The 18825-nt window shown below is 60.6% G+C and carries 15 protein-coding genes; 6 read left to right on the forward strand and 9 right to left on the reverse strand.

All coding sequences use genetic code 11. The features are described from left to right. Positions 1-20: 20 nt before the first annotated feature. Positions 21-1307, forward strand: a complete 1287-nt coding sequence (locus ABLV52_RS09165) for a dicarboxylate/amino acid:cation symporter (protein WP_023291290.1) — start codon at positions 21-23, stop codon at positions 1305-1307. 219 nt (positions 1308-1526) lie between these two features. Then, positions 1527-3029 carry a pitrilysin family protein gene (locus tag ABLV52_RS09170; protein ID WP_023291289.1) on the forward strand — a complete coding sequence of 501 codons (1503 nt, stop codon included), beginning with the start codon at positions 1527-1529 and terminating at the stop codon, positions 3027-3029. A gap of 54 nt (positions 3030-3083) precedes the next feature. On the opposite strand, the gene ABLV52_RS09175 is transcribed toward ABLV52_RS09170, so the two are convergent. After that, positions 3084-4013, reverse strand: coding sequence for a sugar kinase (locus tag ABLV52_RS09175; protein WP_044525007.1), 930 nt, complete (start codon positions 4011-4013; stop codon positions 3084-3086). 194 nt (positions 4014-4207) lie between these two features. Between ABLV52_RS09175 and ABLV52_RS09180 the strand changes: the two genes are divergently transcribed. After that, positions 4208-6259 carry an AsmA family protein gene (locus ABLV52_RS09180; protein WP_064158038.1) on the forward strand — a complete coding sequence of 684 codons (2052 nt, stop codon included), beginning with the start codon at positions 4208-4210 and terminating at the stop codon, positions 6257-6259. 37 nt (positions 6260-6296) lie between these two features. On the opposite strand, the gene ABLV52_RS09185 is transcribed toward ABLV52_RS09180, so the two are convergent. The 3 genes from ABLV52_RS09185 to ABLV52_RS09195 all read right to left on the reverse strand — a co-directional run bounded on the left by ABLV52_RS09185 (position 6297) and on the right by ABLV52_RS09195 (position 9928). Next, a complete protein-coding gene (locus ABLV52_RS09185; RefSeq protein WP_017900001.1) occupies positions 6297-7619 on the reverse strand; it encodes an MFS transporter in 1323 nt (440 codons plus the stop codon). A 271-nt stretch (positions 7620-7890) separates the two neighbouring features. Continuing rightward, the gene (gene yhjD, locus ABLV52_RS09190) at positions 7891-8922 is read right to left on the reverse strand and encodes an inner membrane protein YhjD (RefSeq protein WP_012967097.1); all 1032 of its coding nucleotides are present in this window, start codon (positions 8920-8922) and stop codon (positions 7891-7893) included. A 106-nt stretch (positions 8923-9028) separates the two neighbouring features. Next, complete coding sequence (locus ABLV52_RS09195) at positions 9029-9928, reverse strand: LysR family transcriptional regulator (protein WP_032454302.1); 900 nt, start codon at positions 9926-9928, stop codon at positions 9029-9031. A 119-nt stretch (positions 9929-10047) separates the two neighbouring features. On the opposite strand from ABLV52_RS09195, the gene ABLV52_RS09200 reads away from it, so the two are divergent. Then, on the forward strand, positions 10048-10806 hold the full coding sequence (locus tag ABLV52_RS09200) for an SDR family oxidoreductase (protein ID WP_023291284.1): 759 nt from the start codon (positions 10048-10050) through the stop codon (positions 10804-10806). 34 nt (positions 10807-10840) lie between these two features. Here ABLV52_RS09200 and ABLV52_RS09205 read toward each other — a convergent pair whose 3' ends face one another. The 3 genes from ABLV52_RS09205 to ABLV52_RS09215 form a co-directional block, all read right to left on the reverse strand. Then, positions 10841-11374 carry a GNAT family protein gene (locus ABLV52_RS09205; RefSeq protein WP_086076077.1) on the reverse strand — a complete coding sequence of 178 codons (534 nt, stop codon included), beginning with the start codon at positions 11372-11374 and terminating at the stop codon, positions 10841-10843. Between the two features lie 66 nt (positions 11375-11440). Continuing rightward, positions 11441-13093: an alpha,alpha-trehalase gene (locus ABLV52_RS09210; RefSeq protein ID WP_023291282.1), complete on the reverse strand. Its 1653-nt coding sequence runs from the start codon at positions 13091-13093 to the stop codon at positions 11441-11443. A gap of 239 nt (positions 13094-13332) precedes the next feature. Beyond that, the gene (locus ABLV52_RS09215) at positions 13333-14481 is read right to left on the reverse strand and encodes an iron-containing alcohol dehydrogenase (protein ID WP_072422200.1); all 1149 of its coding nucleotides are present in this window, start codon (positions 14479-14481) and stop codon (positions 13333-13335) included. 126 nt (positions 14482-14607) lie between these two features. Here ABLV52_RS09215 and ABLV52_RS09220 point away from each other — a divergent pair, with 126 nt between their 5' ends. Together ABLV52_RS09220 and ABLV52_RS09225 are read left to right on the forward strand one after the other, a co-directional pair. After that, positions 14608-15231, forward strand: a complete 624-nt coding sequence (locus ABLV52_RS09220) for a glutathione S-transferase (protein WP_023291280.1) — start codon at positions 14608-14610, stop codon at positions 15229-15231. Positions 15232-15426: 195 nt separating this feature from the next. Then, positions 15427-16518, forward strand: a complete 1092-nt coding sequence (locus ABLV52_RS09225; protein ID WP_348890314.1) for a serine hydrolase domain-containing protein — start codon at positions 15427-15429, stop codon at positions 16516-16518. A gap of 32 nt (positions 16519-16550) precedes the next feature. Here the strand turns inward: ABLV52_RS09225 and gorA are convergent, their stop codons facing one another. Continuing rightward, complete coding sequence (gene gorA, locus ABLV52_RS09230) at positions 16551-17903, reverse strand: glutathione-disulfide reductase (RefSeq protein WP_348890298.1); 1353 nt, start codon at positions 17901-17903, stop codon at positions 16551-16553. A 72-nt stretch (positions 17904-17975) separates the two neighbouring features. After that, positions 17976-18818 carry a 23S rRNA (adenine(2030)-N(6))-methyltransferase RlmJ gene (locus tag ABLV52_RS09235; RefSeq protein ID WP_004204945.1) on the reverse strand — a complete coding sequence of 281 codons (843 nt, stop codon included), beginning with the start codon at positions 18816-18818 and terminating at the stop codon, positions 17976-17978. Positions 18819-18825: the final 7 nt, after the last annotated feature.

Consider the following 18825-nt stretch of genomic DNA (forward strand, 5'->3'; position numbering starts at 1 on the left):
TTATTCCCAAAGGACACCCTATGAAAACCTCTATCTTTAAAAGCCTCTATGTCCAGGTTCTGACGGCCATAGCGATCGGTATTCTGCTGGGCCATTTTTACCCGGAACTGGGCGCGCAAATGAAACCCTTCGGCGACGCCTTCGTTAAGCTGATTAAAATGGTGATTGCTCCGGTTATCTTCTGTACCGTCGTGACGGGGATCGCCGGAATGGAGAGCATGAAAGCCGTTGGCCGTACCGGGGCGGTGGCGTTGCTCTATTTCGAAGTGGTCAGCACCATCGCGCTGATTATCGGTCTGGTTATTGTCAACGTGGTGCAGCCGGGGGCCGGGATGAACGTCGACCCGTCGACGCTCGATGCGAAAGCGGTGGCGGTGTACGCTGAGCAGGCGAAAGACCAGGGGGTGGTGGCCTTTTTACTGGATGTGATCCCGGGCAGCGTCATTGGCGCCTTCGCCAGCGGCAACATCCTTCAGGTTCTGCTGTTCGCCGTTCTGTTTGGCTTTGCCCTGCATCGTCTGGGCAGCAAGGGCCAGCTGATTTTCAACGTCATTGAAAGTTTCTCGCAGGTCATCTTTGGCATCATCAATATGATCATGCGCCTGGCGCCGATCGGCGCCTTCGGGGCCATGGCCTTCACCATCGGTAAATATGGCGTCGGCACCCTGGTGCAGCTGGGCCAGCTGATCATCTGCTTCTATATCACCTGTATCCTGTTCGTGGTGGTGGTGCTGGGGTCAATCGCCAAAGCCACCGGCTTCAGCATCTTTAAATTTATCCGCTATATCCGCGAAGAGCTGCTGATCGTGCTGGGGACCTCCTCATCCGAATCGGCGCTGCCGCGCATGCTCGACAAGATGGAGAAGCTCGGCTGTCGTAAATCGGTGGTGGGCCTGGTGATCCCGACCGGCTATTCGTTCAACCTCGACGGCACCTCTATCTATTTGACGATGGCGGCGGTCTTTATCGCCCAGGCGACCAACAGCCATATGGATATTTTCCATCAAATCACCCTGCTGGTGGTGCTGCTGCTCTCCTCGAAAGGGGCGGCGGGAGTGACCGGCAGCGGCTTCATCGTGCTGGCGGCGACCATCTCGGCCGTCGGGCATTTGCCGGTGGCTGGCCTGGCGCTGATCCTCGGTATTGACCGCTTTATGTCCGAAGCCCGTGCGCTGACTAACCTGGTGGGTAACGGCGTCGCCACGGTGGTGGTCGCGAAATGGGTTAAAGAACTCGATGCCAAACAGATGGATGATGTGCTGAATAACCGTGTTCCCGCGAACAAAACGCACGAATTATCCTCTTAAATCCTCCTCTTAGGCCCGTACTCCCTTGCTGGAGTACGGGCTCCTGCGCATAATTAGAGGTCATTTCCGCCCGGCGGGAATGACACGAAATGATTATTTTACGTTGTCATGCGACATTTTCGTCTCCGTGTGGTCTAACCGACGTATTTCACTCTCACTTTTTTCGGCAGCCCGTCAGTGGGATGCTGTTGTAACCAGGAATGTTCATCAGGGGTTCACATGCAGGGCACAACAATTAAACTCTTAACGGGCGGTTTGCTGATGGTAGCGGCGGCCGGTTATGTGCAGGCAGAAGCGCTCCAGCCTGATCCGGCCTGGCAACAAGGGACCTTAGCGAATGGGTTGTCGTGGCAGGTGCTGGCCACGCCGCAGCGTCCCAGCGACCGTATCGAAGTCCGTCTGTCCGTGAATATTGGCTCGCTGAGCGAAAGCACTCAGCAGAGCGGTTTCAGCCGTTTTATTCCCCGTCTGGCGTTGACGCAAAGCGGCAGCCTGCCGACGATGCAGGCGCGCTCGCTGTGGCAGCAGAGTATTGACCCGAAGCGTCCTCTGCCGCCGGCCATCGTCTCCTACGATTACACGATGTTTAATCTCAGCCTGCCGAATAACCGCAACGATCTGCTGAAAGAGGCGCTGAGCTGGCTGGCGGACGCCAGCGGTAAACTGACCATTACGCCTGAATCGATCAATCACGCGCTGCAGGGCAACGACATGGTGGCGACCTGGCCGCTGGATACCAAAGAGGGCTGGTGGCGCTATCGCCTCAAGGGCTCCACCATGCTGGGCCACGATCCCGCCGCGCCGCTGAAGCAGCCGATCGACGTGGCGCATCTGAAAGACTTTTATCAAAAATGGTACACCCCCGACGCCATGACGCTGATCGTGGTGGGTAACGTCGACAGCCGCAGCGTCGCTGAGCAAATCAGCAAAACCTTTGGCGATCTGAAGGGCAAGCGGGAAACGCCCGCGGCGGTGCCGACCTTATCGCCGCTGCCCACCGTGCCGGTCAGCATCATGACCAGCGCCGTGCGCCAGGACAAACTGTCCATCATGTGGGACGCCCCCTGGCAGCCGATCCGCGACTCCGCGGCGCTGCAGCGCTACTGGCGCGACGACCTCGCCCGCGAAGCGCTGTTCTGGCACGTGCAGCAGAGCCTGAGCAAAAATAACGTCAAGGATATTGGTCTTGGTTTTGACTGCCGGGTGCTCTATCAGCGCGCGCAGTGCGCCATCAATATCGAATCGCCGGGCGAGCGCCTGAATAACAACCTGAGCGTGGTCTCGCGCGAGCTGGCGAAAGTGCGCGACAACGGCCTGCCGCAGGAGGAGTTTGATGCGCTTATTGCTCAGAAAAGCCTCGAGCTGCAGAAGCTGTTTGCCACCTATGCGCGCACCGATACCGACATTCTGATGAGCCAGCGCATGCGCTCCCTGCAAAATCAGGTGGTGGATATCGCGCCGGAGCAGTACCAGAAGCTGCGTCAGGAGTTCCTCAACTCCCTGACGGTGGACATGCTGAACCAGTACCTGCGTCAGCAACTGTCTCAGGATATGGCGCTGGTGTTGCAGCAGCCGAAAGGCGAACCGGAATACAACATGAAGGAGCTGCAGGCCACGTGGGAAAAACTGATGGCGCCGAGTCCGGCGACCGCAGCGACCAGCGGCAGCGCCGATACGGTTGACGCCCACAGCGAGGCCAGCGACATCCCGTCGGGGCAGTAACCTGACGCCTCTCCGGCGCGCCAGCGGCGGCCGGAGAGCGCTTACAGGTGAGGATTATTGCGGCATTGCTTCCCGGGGGATGATCGCCCCGCGATACTGGATCACCGTGCTGGCGGTCAGATGTCCGCGTCTGGCGGCGGATTCAGCATCGCCGCCGGTCAGGCGCACGGCCAGATAGCCGGCGCTGAAGGAGTCGCCAGCGGCGGTGGTATCCACCACTTTCTCTTTGGCCAGCTTGACGGCCGGCACTTCCCGCAGCGGTTGCCCGCTCACCGAGACCAGGCAGGCATCCGCTCCGCGCTTCACCACCACCTCTTCCACGCCGGCGGCGTGGGTGCGGGCGATCACCTCGGCGACCGGTTTTTCCCCCCACAGCGCGTCTTCATCATCGAGGGTCAGAAACGCGATATCGGTGCAGGCGAGCATCTCCTGATAGACCTGCTGCGTCTCCGCCTGGCTGGCCCACAGGCGCGGGCGATAGTTGTTGTCGAAGATCACCTTGCCGCCGTTGCCGCGGCACTCACGCAGCAGCGTGAACAGCCTGGCACGACTGGCCGGGCTGAGAATGGCGAGGCTGATGCCGCTCAGGTAGAGATAGTCGAACGTGGCCAGCTCTTCGCAAATCGCCGCCGCGCGATCGCTCTCCAGCCAGAATTTTGCCGCCGCCTCGTTGCGCCAGTAGTAGAAGGTGCGCTCGCCGGCGTCATCGGTTTCAATGTAATACAGCCCCGGCAGGCGGTCGGCCATCCGCTGGATCAGGCTGGTGTTGACGTTTTCCTGCTGCCAACTGTCGAGCATCTGCTGGCTGAACGCATCGGTTCCCAGCGCGGTGACGTAGTGGACGCTCAGCGCGCTGGCATCCGTCTGCCGCGCGATATAGACCGAGGTGTTTAAGGTATCGCCGCCAAAGCCGCGGTTAACGGCCCCGTTCTTCTCTGACAGCTCAATCATGCATTCGCCAATGACGGCAATTTTTTTAGACATAGCCAGAACCTGCAATGGAATCGATATAAGCGCTAGTGTGCGCTGCGCTGTTTTGCTGGTCAATCATATTAAAACATCGTTCCATTATTTTTTTGACCTGACGCGCGTAATGTGACGAAAAGCGCATTTCCAGGAGAAACGCCGCTTTTTGACTATATTCAGGACTGACGTGATGCAAAAGGAGCGGAGTAGGGATGAGCAGAACCCGTAAAACGTTGGTTATCATCACAGGAACGATACTGTTGCTGATCGTTCTCTTCTTTATCGTGTTGGCCACCTTCGACTGGAACCGGCTGAAGCCGACGATTAATCAGAAAGTGTCTGCCGAGCTGAACCGCCCGTTCGCCATCCGCGGCGATCTCGGCGTGGTCTGGGAGCGGCAGCCGGAAGAGCGCGGCTGGCGCAGCTGGATCCCGTGGCCCCATGTGCACGCGGAAGATATCGTGCTGGGCAACCCGCCGGCCATTCCCCAGGTGACCATGATCCACCTGCCGCGGGTGGAGGCGACCCTCGCCCCGCTGGCGCTGCTGAGCAAAACGGTGTATCTGCCGTGGATCAAGCTGGAACAGCCCGACGTGCGGCTGATCCGCCTGGCGGAAGACAACAATAACTGGACCTTTCAGCTGGCTGGCGATCAGCGTGCCGCGGGGGACAGCGCCCCCTCCAGCTGGTCTTTCCGCCTCGATAACATTCTCTTCGATCGCGGGACTATCGCCATTGATGACAAGATCACCCGCAGCGATATCACCATTCTCGTCGATCCCCTCGGCAAACCGCTGCCGTTCAGCGAAGTCACTGGCACGAAGGATCGGCATAGCGCGGCGAAACCAGGCGACTACGTCTTTGGCCTGTCGCTGAAGGGCCGCTATAAGGACCAGCCGGTCACCGGCAACGGTAAAATCGGCGGCATGCTGGCTCTGCGCAGCGCAAGCACGCCTTTCCCGCTGCAGGGCGACTTCCGCTCCGGCAATACGCGGGTGGCGTTCAGCGGCACGGTCAGCGATCCGCTCAACGTCGGCGGCATTGACCTGCGGCTGAAATTCGCCGGCGATTCGCTGCGCGATCTCTACGACCTGACCGGCGTGCTGCTGCCGGAGACGCCGTCGTTCTCCACCGACGGCCGTCTGCGCGCCGACTTTAAGCAGAAAAACAGCATGCGCTTTGACTATCAGAATTTTAACGGCCGGATCGGCGATAGCGACATTCATGGCTCTCTGACCTATACCACTGGCAAACCGCGGCCGAAGCTCAGCGGCGACATGGAGTCGAAGCAGCTGCGGCTGGCGGATCTCGGGCCGTTAATCGGCGTCGACTCCGGCAAAGGGACGAAGAAAAGCGCTGCGCGCCAGGCGGGCGATCGGCCGCAGCCGGCGGGTAAAGTGCTGCCGGCGGACCGCTTTGAAACCGATAAATGGCAGGTGATGGATGCCGATGTGCGCTTTAAGGGCCGGAGAATTGAGCACGGCGGTACGCTGCCGATTAGCGATCTGGCGACCCACGTGATCCTGGAGGATGGCGACCTGCGCCTGCAGCCGGTGCGCTTTGGCCTGGCCAACGGGTCGATTGCCGGCAGCGTGCACCTGCAGGGCGATAAAAAGCCGCTGCAGGGTGAGGCCAATCTGCAGGCGCGGCGACTGAAGCTGAAGGCGCTGATGCCGAACGTCGAGATGATGCAGAAAACCCTCGGCGAGATGAATGGCGACGTTCAGCTGCGCGGCAGCGGCAACTCGGTGGCGGCCCTGCTCGGCAACAGCAACGGCAACCTGAAGCTGCTGATGAATGACGGCCTGATCAGTCGCAACCTGATGGAAATTCTCGGCCTTAACGTCGGCAACTACCTGATCGGCCAGATTTTTGGCGATGAGGAGGTTCGGGTGAACTGCGCGGCGGCCAATATCGACGTGACCAACGGCGTCGCCCGGCCGCAGATTTTTGCCTTCGATACGGAAAACGCGCTGATCAATGTGACCGGGACCGCCAGCTTCGCCTCCGAACAGCTGGACCTGACCATCGATCCGGAAAGCAAGGGCTTCCGGGTGATCACCCTGCGTTCCCCGCTGTATGTTCGCGGCACCTTTAAATCGCCGCAGGCGGGGGTGAAGGCCGGGCCGCTGATTGTCCGCGGCGCGGTAGCGGCGGCGCTGGCTACTCTGGTGACGCCGGCTGCCGCGCTGCTGGCGCTGATCTCCCCGGCGGAGGGCGATAGCAACCAGTGCCGGACCATATTGTCGCAGATGAAAAAGTAGGGGAGAGCCCTGACGCCAGCGGCGTCAGGGCGAAGGATCACAACGACTGGTGGCGGGTCTCGTGGGTCAGCAGCAGGGCGATCAGCGTCAGCGCCGCCATCGCCGCCAGATAGGTGCCGACCGCCGCGAGGCCATAGTTGCCCTGCAGCCAGGCGGCAATGTACGGCGCGACCGAGGCGCCGAGGATCGACGACACGTTATAGGAGAACGACGCCCCGGTGTAGCGCACTTCCGTCGGGAACAGCTCTGGCAGCAGCGCGCCCATCGGGCCAAAGGTCAGTCCCATCAGGCTTAAGCCCAGCAGCAGGAAGGCAAAGACCAGCAGCGGGTTACCGGAACCCAGCAGCGGTTTAAAGGCGAACAGGGCGAACAAAATAATCATCGTGGTGATGATAATCATGCTCTTACGACGACCAAAGGCGTCCGCCAGCAGGCCGGCGATCGGCACCATTACGCCAAAGCCAATCACCGCCATCATCAGCATCCACAGCACTTCGTTACGCGGCAGGCCCAGGCCATTCGGCGCCGCGCCGGTGCTGAAGGTCATCGAGTAGACGGTCATGATGTAGAACAGGGTATAGGTTGCCAGCATGATGAAGGTGCCCAGCACCGTCACGCGGACGTGTTTGGTCAACAGGGTACCCAGCGGGATTTTGACCTGTTTTTTCGCCGCCGCTACTTTGGCGAAGACCGGGGTCTCATGCAGCGAAACGCGAACATACAGACCGATGATCACCAGCACCGCGGAGAAGATAAACGGCACGCGCCAGCCCCACTCCATAAACTGCTGATCGGTTAACAGCCAGGAGAGCAGCAGGAAGGTGCCGTTGGCGAAGAAGAAGCCGATCGGCGCGCCCAGCTGCGGGAAGGAGCCATACAGGGCGCGCTTGCGCGCCGGGGCGTTTTCCGTTGCCAGCAGCGCTGCGCCGCCCCACTCCCCTCCGAGGCCAAGTCCCTGACCGAAGCGCGCCAGCGCCAGCAGCATCGGCGCGACAATGCCAATGCTTTCATAGCCGGGCAGCAGGCCGATCACCACAGTGGAGATCCCCATGGTTAACAGCGAGGCCACCAGGGTGACCTTCCGGCCGACGCGATCGCCGAAGTGGCCAAACAGCGCGGAGCCGATTGGCCGGGCGACGAAGGCGATGGCGAAGGTGGCCAGCGACTGCAGGGTGGCCGCGGCGGCATCGCCCTGCGGGAAGAAGATATGCGGGAAGACGATGACCGCGGCAGTGGCATAGATGTAGAAGTCGAAAAACTCAATGGCGGTGCCAATGAGCGAGGCGACAACGACTTTATTGCGTGAGTTGACCGGGGCGGTTTCCTGCGTGTTTTCGAGTGTGGTGGCTGTGGCTTGCATAGATCTTTCTTATTTTTGCGCGAACGAAAAGCCATATAGCCACAGCCACCGGGACATTTCAATCTGTAACAAACGCGGAAAATGAGCAAAAAAGAGGCAAAAAGCGGATAATTTTTACGCCAGAAAAAATAGTTCTATGAAATGCTTCACACAATTAAAAAGATAGAGAATAAAACCAGTTTTTCGTTAAATAAAAGTTACGTCCTGGATTTATCTGCTGAAATCAAGCGCGAGGATGAATTTTGCCTCTTTTATTCATCCTCGCAATACCTCAGCGGTGGGTTTTGCCCGGCATCCGCCGGTCGTCTTTATACTCCGCGGTGGCGATCCACGCGGCGCAGAACAGCGTCAGGCGGGCAAAGAAATAGAAAAAGGCCATCAGCCCCAGCACCGATCCGAACGCCGCCCCGGAAGGGGATTTCACCAGCGCCGGCAGCGTCCAGGTCATGACGATTTTGATGATTTCAAAGCCAATCGCCGCGATAAGCGTGCCGCGAAACAGGGCTTTGCGCCGCGGACGGTGGCGCGGCAGCCGCCAGAAGATCCAGAAAAAGAGCAGATAGTTGGCAAAAATCGAGATGGCGAGACCGATCAGCCGCCAGGCGGGTTTCAGCCATTCAATATTGTCCAGATACAGCGCGGAGATAATCAACTGCTGGGCGGAACCGGCGACAGAGGTGATCGACAGCGTAATAATCAGCGCCACCAGCAGACCGATCAGCGAGATAAGATCGCGGAAGTATTTTATCCAGATTTTCTCCTCGTCCTGCGGCCGGCGCTCCCAGACGTCGCGCGACTGAGCGCGGATCGCTTCGCGCAGGTTGCCCATCCAGTTAATACCGGAATAGAGCGCCACCAACAGGCCGACGAGGCCGACGGCGGTGCGCTGCTGCACCGCGGTGTTGATGGTGTTTTTCAGCGTCGCCGCCAGCGTCGGGTCGCTGACGTTTTGCAGAATTTTGTCGAAAATGTCCTGCAGCAGGGTCGGATGCCAGGCCAGCACGAAGCCGGCGGCGGCAAACGAGACCATCAGGATCGGGATCATCGACAGGAACGAGAAGTAGGTGATGGCCGCGCCGAACTGATTGCCCAGCCGGTCGTTGAAGCGCTCTGCGGCGCGTATCAGGTGGGCGATCACCGGGTTGCGCTGCACTTTGGCCGCCGTTCCGGTGACGGTCTTCAGCGCCTGGCTGGCTTTTTGCCCGACGGCCGTGTCATTGAGAGCGTCGAGGGGGCTTTTGTTTTTCTCCGGCTGCGTGTCCGGTTCCTGTGGGGGGCGTCGATCGTCGTTTTCCGGCGTCATACGTGATTTCTTCCTTTTTTACCGCGAGATTCAGCAAAAAGTATACCTTAAATGCCGTATCCTGCAGGAACGCATCTGCCCGCCCCCCGTTCACCCTCCGCGCGGATCAATCGACGTAATCTTTCATTAGCCCGCCCAGCCACTCCATAAACAGATGCACGCGGCGGGAGAGATTGCGCCGGTGCGGGTAGATAAGCGAGACCGGCAGCGGCTCAGCGCGGTACTGGGGCAGGATCTCAATCAGTTCGCCGGCGCGTAACGCCTCGCGCACGCCGGTGCGTGGCACCTGAATAATTCCCAGCCCGGCGATACAGGCCGCCTGATAAGTTTCCGTGCTGTTGACCGTCAATATGCCGCCGCTTTTTACCCAGCGCACGGCGCCGTCGATCACCACCTCGAAACCGGAAGGACGGACCCCGAGGGTGCTGGCGTAGTGGATCAGGGCATGATCCGCCAGATCCTCCAGGGCTTGCGGGTAGCCAAAACGGGTCAGGTAGTCCGGGCTGGCGCAGTTAATTTGCGTCAGTTTGCCCAGCGGGCGAGCGATAAGCCCGGAGTCTTTGAGCGCGCCGACGCGCACCACGCAGTCAAACCCCTCGCGGATCACGTCCACCAGCCGGTCGCTGCTGCTCAGTTCCAGTTCGATGCCCGGATACTGCTGCAAAAAAGCCGGCAGGTGCGGGATCACCAGCTTTTTGGCAAAACCGACCGGCATATCCACCCGCAGCCGGCCGCTGATGCTCGCCGGATCGTGCTGGAACATACCGTCCAGTTCGTCGAGGTTGCTCAGCAGATCCTTCGCCCGCTCGTAGTAGACCATTCCATCCTGGGTGAGCTGAACCCGGCGGGTGGTGCGGTGCAGGAGGCGCACGCCAAGATGGCTTTCCAGAGCCTGAATCTGCCGCGAGACGCTGCCTTTCGGCAGCGCCAGGGTCTCGGCGGCGCGGGAGAAACTCTCCAGATCCGCTACGCGAATGAATAACTGCATTGCATGAATTTTATCCATGCCGATGGCCTATTGTTGTTGTGAATGAAACAGTAAAACGTAATGTAGCGTATTTATTGTTTCACTGGCAGTTAATAAGCTGGAACACAATCACAACGCAACCTGAAAGGGGTCTTCTGATGACACAACGTATCGCTTTAGTGACCGGCGGCAGCCGCGGTCTGGGTAAAAACGCCGCGTTGAAGCTGGCGGCGAAGGGAACCGACATTCTTCTGACCTATCACAGCAACCGCCAGGCGGCGCTCGAGGTGGTGGCGGAGATTGAGCAAAAAGGAGTGAAGGCGGCAGCATTGGCGCTGAACGTCGGTGATCCTTCAACATTCGACGCTTTCGCCAGCGAGGTGGCGCAGGTGCTGGCGCAGAAGTGGGGACGCACCACCTTTGATTATTTACTGAACAACGCCGGGATCGGCCTCAACGTCCCCTTCGCCGAGACCAGCGAAGCGCAGTTTGACGAGCTGATGAACATCCAGTTCAAAGGCCCGTTTTTCCTGACCCAGCGGCTGCTGCCCCTCCTGCAGGACGGGGGGCGCATCCTCAACGTTTCCAGCGGCCTGGCGCGCTTTGCCCTGCCGGGCTATGCGGCCTACGCCGCGATGAAGGGGGCGATGGAGGTTCTGACCCGCTATCAGGCGAAAGAGCTGGGCGGACGGGGGATATCGGTGAACATCATCGCGCCGGGGGCCATTGAGACCGACTTTGGCGGCGGGGTGGTGCGCGATAACGCCGAGGTGAATCGGCATATCGCCGCCCAGACCGCGCTGGGGCGCGTCGGGCTGCCGGATGATATCGGCGACGCCATCGCCGCCCTGCTCAGCGATGAGCTGGCGTGGATGAACGCGCAGCGCGTGGAAGTCTCGGGAGGGATGTTCCTCTGAACCCCGCTGTCGTCAGACCGTGAGCGGCGGTGCGCTAGGGCGCATCGCCCTCCGCGCGCAGCCGACCGAACAGCCAGTCGTTGTGCCAGCGCCCGTTGAGCCAGTAGTTCTCCCGCAGCTCCCCCTCCAGCCGGAACCCGGCTTTGAGCAGTAACTGCCTGGACGCCTCGTTGCCGGCGGTGACGCTGGCGGTCAGGCGGCGGACGCCGCCGGTAGTGAAGGCGTAGTCGCACAGCGCGCGCAGCGATTCGTAGCCGTAGCCACGCCCCTGCGCCGCCGGAGCGAAGAGAAAGCCGACCTCGGCAATGTCGCGCTGATGATGTTGGTAACCGGTGAGGCCGAGCGGGGTATGGGTCAGCCTGTCGCGCACCACCAGGCACAGCCAGTGTTCATCCCCGGGCGTCCACGGCGGCAGCCGCGAATCGAACGCCTCGCGGATGGCCGCCTGCGGCCTGGGGTCGGCCACGTAAAGCATGACCTGCGGATCCTGCTGCAGGGAAAGAAAAAACGACCAGTCGTCTAGCTGCAGCGGTGAGCAGCGCAGGCGCGGCGTCAGAAGTTCAGGCATAAGCGTCATTCCGGGCAGGGCGAATCCTCTGAACATAGCAGGAGAAGGCCGCCGGGAACAGCCCGACTAGGTTGGCTCGCCGTAGAGGCCAATCAGCCGGCGCACGACGCCGTTGGTCCAGCCGAAGCCATCCTGCAGGGGATACTCCCCGCCGCCGCCCTCATGCGGAACGCCGGTGGCGATGTGGTATTTCTCAATCAGCTTGTGGTGCTGCTTGTAGAAGTGGTTGACCGTCTGCAGCCAGCTCCAGGCGATCTCATCGCCCAGCGGATCCTGGCCGTAGCGTTTAAATCCCTGCACCGCCATCCACTGCAGCGGCGCCCAGCCGTTGGGTTTATCCCACTGCTCGCCGCTCTCGTATTCGGTGGCCATGATCCCGCCGGGGGTGAGCAGGCGGGCCCGCACCGCATCGGCAAGGCGTTCCGCCTGTTCGTGGGTCGCCAGGCCGACGTAAAGGGTGACAATGCTGGCGGCGGAAAACAGCGCCAGCTGTTCGCGGCGCCAGTCATAATCGCGAAAACAGCCGTTCTCATCGTCCCACAGATAGCGGTTAACCGCCGCCCGCCGATCCTGAGCCTTCTGGCGGAAGGCCGCTTCCGTCTCGCGATCGCCCTTCAGGCCGGAGAGGTTGGCGATGGTCGTCTCCAGCTTGAACAGGAAGGCGTTCAGGTCGATGGGGATAAACTGCGTGGTACGGATACTGGCCAGTCGCGTGATATCCCGCAGCCAGCGGCTGGAGTAGTCCCAGCCGGACGCGGCGCCCGCCCGCAGGTCGCGGTAGACTTCATTGGCCGGCCGTCCGGAGTGTCGGGCGGTCTCCACGTCCTCGCGCCACGATTCATCCCGCGGCGTGTCCCGGTCGTCCCAGTAGCGATTGAGCAGGGAGCCATCCGGCATGCGCACCACGTGCCGATACGCCTGATGCGGGATCAGCGACTCGGCGCCGTCCATCCAGAAGGCATGCTCCATCTTCAGATGATCCAGATAGCGCTTCGCGCCGCGCACGCCGTCCTCTTCAAAGAGTTCGACCATCAGGGCGAACACCGGGGGCTGCGAGCGGCTGAGGTAGTAGGTGCGGTTGCCGTTCGGAATGTGACCGTAGGTTTCAATCAGCCAGGCGAAGTTATCGGCCATGCATTTCAGCAGATCTTCCCGGCCGCTCTCCGCCAGCCCCAGCATGGTGAAATAAGAGTCCCAGTAATAGGTTTCGCTAAAGCGACCGCCGGGCACGATATAGGCCTGCGGCAGCGCCAGCAGCGATGACCAGGGGATATGATCCTGAGGCTCGCGGGTCAACACCGGCCATAGTTTATCGATATGCTCTTTCAGCGTCAGGCTGGGGTCGGAGGTGTAGACGTCGGTATGGCTCTCCGGCAGCCAGAAATTATCCTCAACGAACTGCCGCAGGTCGAAATCGGGCTGGCGTTTGACCTTCCGGTAGTTCCGCAGGATGTCCAGCGGGTCGTGTTTCGGCGCGCAGTCGGGAAAAGTTTTGCTGTCGGCAAAAATGCGTGATTTCTGCACGTTGGTAAACAGCTCAAGATAGCGATCCGCCGGGGTGAGGGCATCGGAGGCCGGAAGCCCCTCGATCACCTCAGGCTCCGGTTCAGCGTCAATCATCTCATCCAGCTTTAATTCGTACGGATCGGCTTCGTAGCAGGGATCGATGTCGATCCTTAACTCGTCGTCTTCAACGTGGCGTAATTTCTGGCTGAACATAGCGATACGGACCTCCGGATAGCGTGAGTTCGCGGCCGGGCGTACCCGGCCTTGTCTTTTAAGCGTAGACAGTCGCTTCGGTGAGTGTGAAGTAAACTGTGCGTTAGATCACGCTTTTCCGCCGGCAGGGGACGCCGTGATTTCTAATTAACACGTTGATAAATAATAAATAAATCCGCGATTAGGTGAAGATAAAATTCGGAGCATTCATTATGCAACAAAATTTTATCCCGGCGCGCTCACTCCCACGCCGCCTCCAGCATCTCCAGCAGCTGTTCGCTGCTCAGGCTGACCGGATTGGCCTTCATCGACGAGGAGGTGCTGGCGGCCAGCGCCGCCGGCTCCAGGGCGTCGCGCGCCACGCCGAGGTCGCGCAGGGTGCCGAGACCGGCGCGATGGCTCCATTCCCGCAGACTGTCCCAGACCCGATCCGCCGGGACCTCCAGCCCCTCGGCCAGCCAGCGGCGAACGTCGTTGAAGCGCTGGCGCAGAGCGGGGTCGTTTATCTGCGACTCATTCAGCGCCAGCCCAAACGGCAGCAGGCTGCCGCATAAGGCGCCGTGCGAGGCGCGGCTCAGGCCGCCCAGCGGGCCGGCGAGGCCGTGGATCACCCCCAGCCCGGCGTTCGCCAGCGCCACTCCGCCGCACAGGCTGACCCAGGCCATCTCGTCGCGGCTGGCCGGGCACTCTTTTTCCATCAGAACCTTCAGCGCGCGGATGCCGCGCGGGATCGCCTGCTGACAGAGGGCGTCGGTGAAAGGGGTGGCCCGGCTGCAGAGCCAGGGCTCGATCACCTGGGTCAGGGCGTCGAGGCCGGAGCTCAGGGTGATGCTGCGCGGCGCGTTGTCGGTTAGCGCCGGGTCGACAATGGCCAGGTCAGGCAGCATCCGGTCGTCGCGCAGGCTCACTTTCCGCTGCTGTTCCACGACGTTGATCACCGCGTTTTTAGTGACTTCCGCGCCTGTGCCCGCGGTGGTGGGGATCGCCACGAACGGCAGCGGGCTGGCTTCCAGCTGACGGCCGGTTCCCACGACTTCCAGATAGTCGATCAGCGGGCCGGTGGCGGGCGCCAGCGCCGCAATCGCCTTACCGGCGTCAATCACCGCGCCGCCGCCGAGGCTGACCACCGCCCTGATCCCTTTCTCGCGCGCCAGCTGGACGCCCTGCTCAATATCGATAAGCCAGGGTTCGCGGCTTATCGCCAGCGTCGTGACCGCCAGCTGCAGCGCCTCCAGCTGATGGCGGAGAAACGCCGCCCGCTGCGGGCTGGCGCCATGCACCAGCAGAACAGGACCGCCCTGCTGCGCCAGCCAGGGGGCGGCGCTCTGGGCCTGACCGCGGCCAAAACGAATATTTTCAGGCATCAAAACGGTAAAAGGGGTCAACATGTCGGGTTCCTTTTCGGCAAACAGGCTGGAATCAACTATACACATTATCCAGCGCTCTGCCTTGTTGCTGGCTGGCAATAGAGTAGAGTGAATGAACTCTCTTTTATGGCTGAGGAATCGCTGACGATGCTAACAATTCTGGGCAAACGCTCTTCAATCAATGTACGGAAAGTGCTGTGGACCTGCGAGGAGATCGGGCTGGCGTACCAGCAGGAGGATTACGGCAGCGGGTTTAAGCCCCTGGACACCCCCGAATTTCAGCGCCTGAATCCTAACAGCCTGGTGCCGGTGCTGCTGGACGATGACTTTGTGCTCTGGGAGTCGAACAGTATCTGCCGCTATCTGGCGCGAAAAGCGGAGCGCTGGGATCTGCTGCCCGCCGGGCCGCAGCCCGCCGCCGAGGTGGAGCACTGGATGGACTGGCAGGCGACCGAGTTCAATAATGCCTGGCGCCATGCTTTTATGGGGCTGGTGCGTAAAGATCCCCGCTTTCAGGATCCGGCGGCGATTAAAGAGAGCATTGCCGCCTGGACCCACTGCGTGCGCATTGTCGAAGCGCAGCTGCAGCGGACCGGGGCGTGGGTCGCCGGCGAGCGCTTCACCCTGGCTGATATTGTGCTGGGCCTGTCGGTGCATCGCTGGAAGATGACGCCCTTTGCCCATCCGGAAATGCCGGCCGTGGAGCGCTGGTATATGGCGCTCAATCAGCGCCCGGCGTTTATGCGCCATGGAAATAACGGCGTGGCGTAGCGAACGGGCCAGGGCCTTATCGATTTTTCAGCGTATTCGCTTTGCACTGGTGGGGTAATGCCGCTACGATCCCGCGTCTGTTTTTTATCCCATCCCAAATAACGTGTGGCAGGCAGGTGCAGTTTGAAAAAACGGTTAGGCCTTGTGCTACTGGCATTACTGTTGATTTCAGGCTGTTCCGGCACGCTGTCGCAAATGAGCCCGCCCAGCAATGAAACCAGTCTGACAGGGCGCAACGGTCAGCGGCTTTCCGTCGATGATTATGTCAGGCATTACATGCGCGAGAAGCAGGTCAGCGGCATGGTGGTGGCAATTATTCATCATAACGGCCCGGCGGAGTTTCACTGCTTCGGCGTGACCGATGACCAACATCGCTACCCGATAACCCCGCATACGCTGTTTGCCCTCGGCTCGCTGAGCAAAGGGGTTACCGCCGAAGTGGTCACGATGCTGGTGAACGAGGGCCGTTTCCACTGGCACGACACGCTGCAGACCCTGCTGCCGCCGGGTACCGCGCTGAGTGAGGATGCCAGTAAGATAACCTTGCTGCAGCTGGTGACGCATACCTCAGGGCTGCCGCGGCAACCGATGAATATGCTGTCGCTTGAGCACCTGCTGGCCTATCTCAACGATGGCGAGAACTTCTACCATGAGCTCGATGCCGATGGCGTACTGAGTTATCTGCAGAATTTCCAGGCCCCGGCGGAACCGGCGCCGAGTTACTCCAACCTCGGCTACGCGATCCTCGGCTATCTTCTCCAGTACCAGACTGGCGAATCGATTGAGACGCTGGCCTCGCGGATGATCTTCCGCCCGCTGGCGATGGGGAACACCAGCTTCCTGCCGCAAACGCTGCGTGATTATCCGTGGCGGGCGCTGGGCCATGCTGGCGATCAGCCGAAGTTTAAACCCCGCGGCGCGCTGACGCCGGACTGGCAGTTCCGTCATAACATGGTCGGCGCGGCGAGTTTGTACAGCGACGCCGGGGATCTGATTCACTATGCCCGCGCCCACTTCGCGCCCACCGGTCAGGCGGCGCTGGATCAGGCGTTCCGCGACGTTAGCGTCGACTATTATCCGCGACGGATTGAAGCGGCGAATATCGCCTGGGTAACAGACACGTTCGGCGAGCAGCAATTAACCTATCAGGTGGGGTACATCGGCGGCTATTCGAGCTATATCGGTTTTGATAAAGCGAATCAGAATGCGGTGGTGGTGCTGCAAAACAGCTTTAACTGGAGCAACTATATCGGCCACCAGATCCTGCGTCACCTGGCGGTGCAATAAAAAAGCCCCGTCCGGAGACGGGGCTGTGCGCCTTAGCGCATGGTGACAAACTCTTCTGCCGCCGTTGGGTGAATGGCGACGGTGTTGTCGAAGTCTTTTTTGGTGGCGCCCATCTTCAACGCCACCGCAAAGCCCTGCAGCATCTCATCCATCCCGAAGCCGATGCCATGGATACCGACAATCTTCTCTTCCGGGCCGACGCACACCAGCTTCATGCGGCACGGCTGGCGGTGCGAGGTGACGGCGGTGTACATCGCGGTGAAGGAGGATTTGTAGACCTTCACGGCGTCGTCGCCATACTGCTCGCGCGCCTGCGGTTCGGTTAAGCCGACGGTGCCGATAGGCGGGTGGCTGAAGACCACGGTCGGAATGTTGTTGTAGTCCAGATGCTCTTCCGGTTTGTTGTTAAACAGGCGTTCGGAGAGACGACGGCCTGCGGCCACGGCCACCGGGGTCAGCTCAACGGCGCCGGTGTTATCGCCCACGGCGTAGATGCCCGGCACGCTGGTGTTCTGGAACTTATCGACGACGATGTAGCCTTTATCGTCAGTTTTCACGCCGGTAGCCGCCAGGTTGAAGTTATCGGTCGCCGGTTCGCGGCCAATCGCCCAGATCAGGCAGTCAACGGTCTGGCTGCGGCCATCTTCCAGCTCAAGGGTCAGGCTGCCGTCGGCATGCTTCACCAACGCTTTCGGGATGGCGTTGGTATGCAGCTGCGGGCCTTCGGCGTTCATCACTTCCACCAGCGTTTCGACGATCAGCGGATCGAAGCTGCGCAGCGGCGCGTGCTTGCGCACGAACAGGTGGGTTTCAGCGCCGAGGCCGTTAATCACCCCCGCCAGCTCAACGGCGATGTAGCCCGCGCCGACCACCGCCACGCGCTTCGGCAGCGCCGGCAGTTCGAAGAAACCGTCGGAATCAATACCGTATTCCACGCCCGGAATGGTCGGGTGGCTCGGACGGCCGCCGGTGGCGATCAGGATATGATCGGCCGTAATGGTTTCGCCGTTCACTTCCACGGTGTGGGCATCGACAAAGCGCGCAAAGCCTTTGATCACGTCGACGTTGTTCTTACCCAGCACGTTGTCGTAGGAGGTATGAATGCGGTCGATATAGGCGCTGCGGCTGGCGACCAGCTTCTCCCAGTCGAAATGGTTGATGGTGGTATCGAAACCGTAGTCCGGGCCGTAAAGATGAATCGCTTCGCGGATCTGCGCCGCATGCCACATCACTTTTTTCGGCACACAGCCGACGTTGACGCAGGTGCCGCCCAGCGCTTTGGCTTCAATCAGCGCGCACTTCTGGCCGTACATGGCCGCACGGTTAATCGAGGCGATACCGCCGCTACCGCCGCCGATGGCGAGGTAATCATAATGTTTGCTCATGCCCATATGTCCTTAATCGTTGATTGCCGCGATTGTAACGCGAGGCGTAAAAGGTTCCACCGATGGTTGCGATTACTCCGGCACGATCCAGCTGACGGTCGTGTGACCGGTACCGGCCGGCACCAGCTTGCTGTGCAGCCACGGCAGCACATTGTTCATCTGCTGCTCCAGCTTCCACGGCGGGTTGATGACGATCATCCCGGAGGCGGTCATGCCGCGCTGGTCGCTGTCAGGACGTACCGCCAGCTCAATCTGCAGAATCTTGCGAATGCCAGTGGCTTCTAAGTCTTTGATCATGCGTTTGATCTGCGCGCGCAGCACCACCGGGTACCACAGCGCGTAGGTGCCGGTGGCGAAGCGTTTGTAGCCTTCGTTAATTCCGGTCACCACCGCCTGATAGTCGGTTTTAATTTCGTACGGCGGGTCGATCAGAATCAGACCGCGGCGCGAGACCGGCGGCAGTTTGGCTTTCAGCTGCTGGTAGCCATCGGCTTTATCGACGCGCGCGCGGCTGTCTTTCTGAAACTCGGCGCGCAGCAGCGGGAAGTCGCTCGGGTGCAGCTCGGTCATCTGCAGGCTGTCCTGCTCGCGCAGCAGCTGGCGGGCGATCAGCGGAGAACCCGGGTAGTAGCGCAGCTGGCCGTTACGGTTGAAGTGTTCGACCACCGAAATATAGGGCTCAAGCTCTGCCGGCAGGTCGTCCTGCTGCCAGATGCGGGCGATGCCTTCGAGATACTCGCCGGTACGCTCGGCGTGCTCGCCGCTCAGCTGATAGCGGCCCGCGCCGGCGTGGGTGTCCAGGTAGAGAAACGGTTTTTCTTTCTCTTTCAGCGCTTCAATGATCAGGCTCTGAACGGTGTGTTTGAGGACGTCGGCGTGGTTGCCTGCGTGAAAGCTGTGGCGATAACTGAGCATGGATGCA

It is taken from the genome of Klebsiella sp. GB_Kp056 (assembly GCF_040064755.1).
Taxonomy (GTDB): Bacteria; Pseudomonadota; Gammaproteobacteria; order Enterobacterales; family Enterobacteriaceae; genus Klebsiella; species Klebsiella quasipneumoniae.

Bases quoted from the DNA above. Each gene is read 5' to 3' on its own strand.
- ABLV52_RS09165 (WP_023291290.1), top strand. From the start codon at position 21: ATGAAAACCTCTATCTTTAAAAGCCTCTATGTCCAGGTTCTGACGGCC.
- ABLV52_RS09170 (WP_023291289.1), top strand. From the start codon at position 1,527: ATGCAGGGCACAACAATTAAACTCTTAACGGGCGGTTTGCTGATGGTA.
- ABLV52_RS09175 (WP_044525007.1), bottom strand. From the start codon at position 4,013: ATGTCTAAAAAAATTGCCGTCATTGGCGAATGCATGATTGAGCTGTCA.
- ABLV52_RS09180 (WP_064158038.1), top strand. From the start codon at position 4,208: ATGAGCAGAACCCGTAAAACGTTGGTTATCATCACAGGAACGATACTG.
- ABLV52_RS09185 (WP_017900001.1), bottom strand. From the start codon at position 7,619: ATGCAAGCCACAGCCACCACACTCGAAAACACGCAGGAAACCGCCCCG.
- yhjD (WP_012967097.1), bottom strand. From the start codon at position 8,922: ATGACGCCGGAAAACGACGATCGACGCCCCCCACAGGAACCGGACACG.
- ABLV52_RS09195 (WP_032454302.1), bottom strand. From the start codon at position 9,928: ATGGATAAAATTCATGCAATGCAGTTATTCATTCGCGTAGCGGATCTG.
- ABLV52_RS09200 (WP_023291284.1), top strand. From the start codon at position 10,048: ATGACACAACGTATCGCTTTAGTGACCGGCGGCAGCCGCGGTCTGGGT.
- ABLV52_RS09205 (WP_086076077.1), bottom strand. From the start codon at position 11,374: ATGCCTGAACTTCTGACGCCGCGCCTGCGCTGCTCACCGCTGCAGCTA.
- ABLV52_RS09210 (WP_023291282.1), bottom strand. From the start codon at position 13,093: ATGTTCAGCCAGAAATTACGCCACGTTGAAGACGACGAGTTAAGGATC.
- ABLV52_RS09215 (WP_072422200.1), bottom strand. From the start codon at position 14,481: ATGTTGACCCCTTTTACCGTTTTGATGCCTGAAAATATTCGTTTTGGC.
- ABLV52_RS09220 (WP_023291280.1), top strand. From the start codon at position 14,608: ATGCTAACAATTCTGGGCAAACGCTCTTCAATCAATGTACGGAAAGTG.
- ABLV52_RS09225 (WP_348890314.1), top strand. From the start codon at position 15,427: ATGAGCCCGCCCAGCAATGAAACCAGTCTGACAGGGCGCAACGGTCAG.
- gorA (WP_348890298.1), bottom strand. From the start codon at position 17,903: ATGAGCAAACATTATGATTACCTCGCCATCGGCGGCGGTAGCGGCGGT.
- ABLV52_RS09235 (WP_004204945.1), bottom strand. From the start codon at position 18,818: ATGCTCAGTTATCGCCACAGCTTTCACGCAGGCAACCACGCCGACGTC.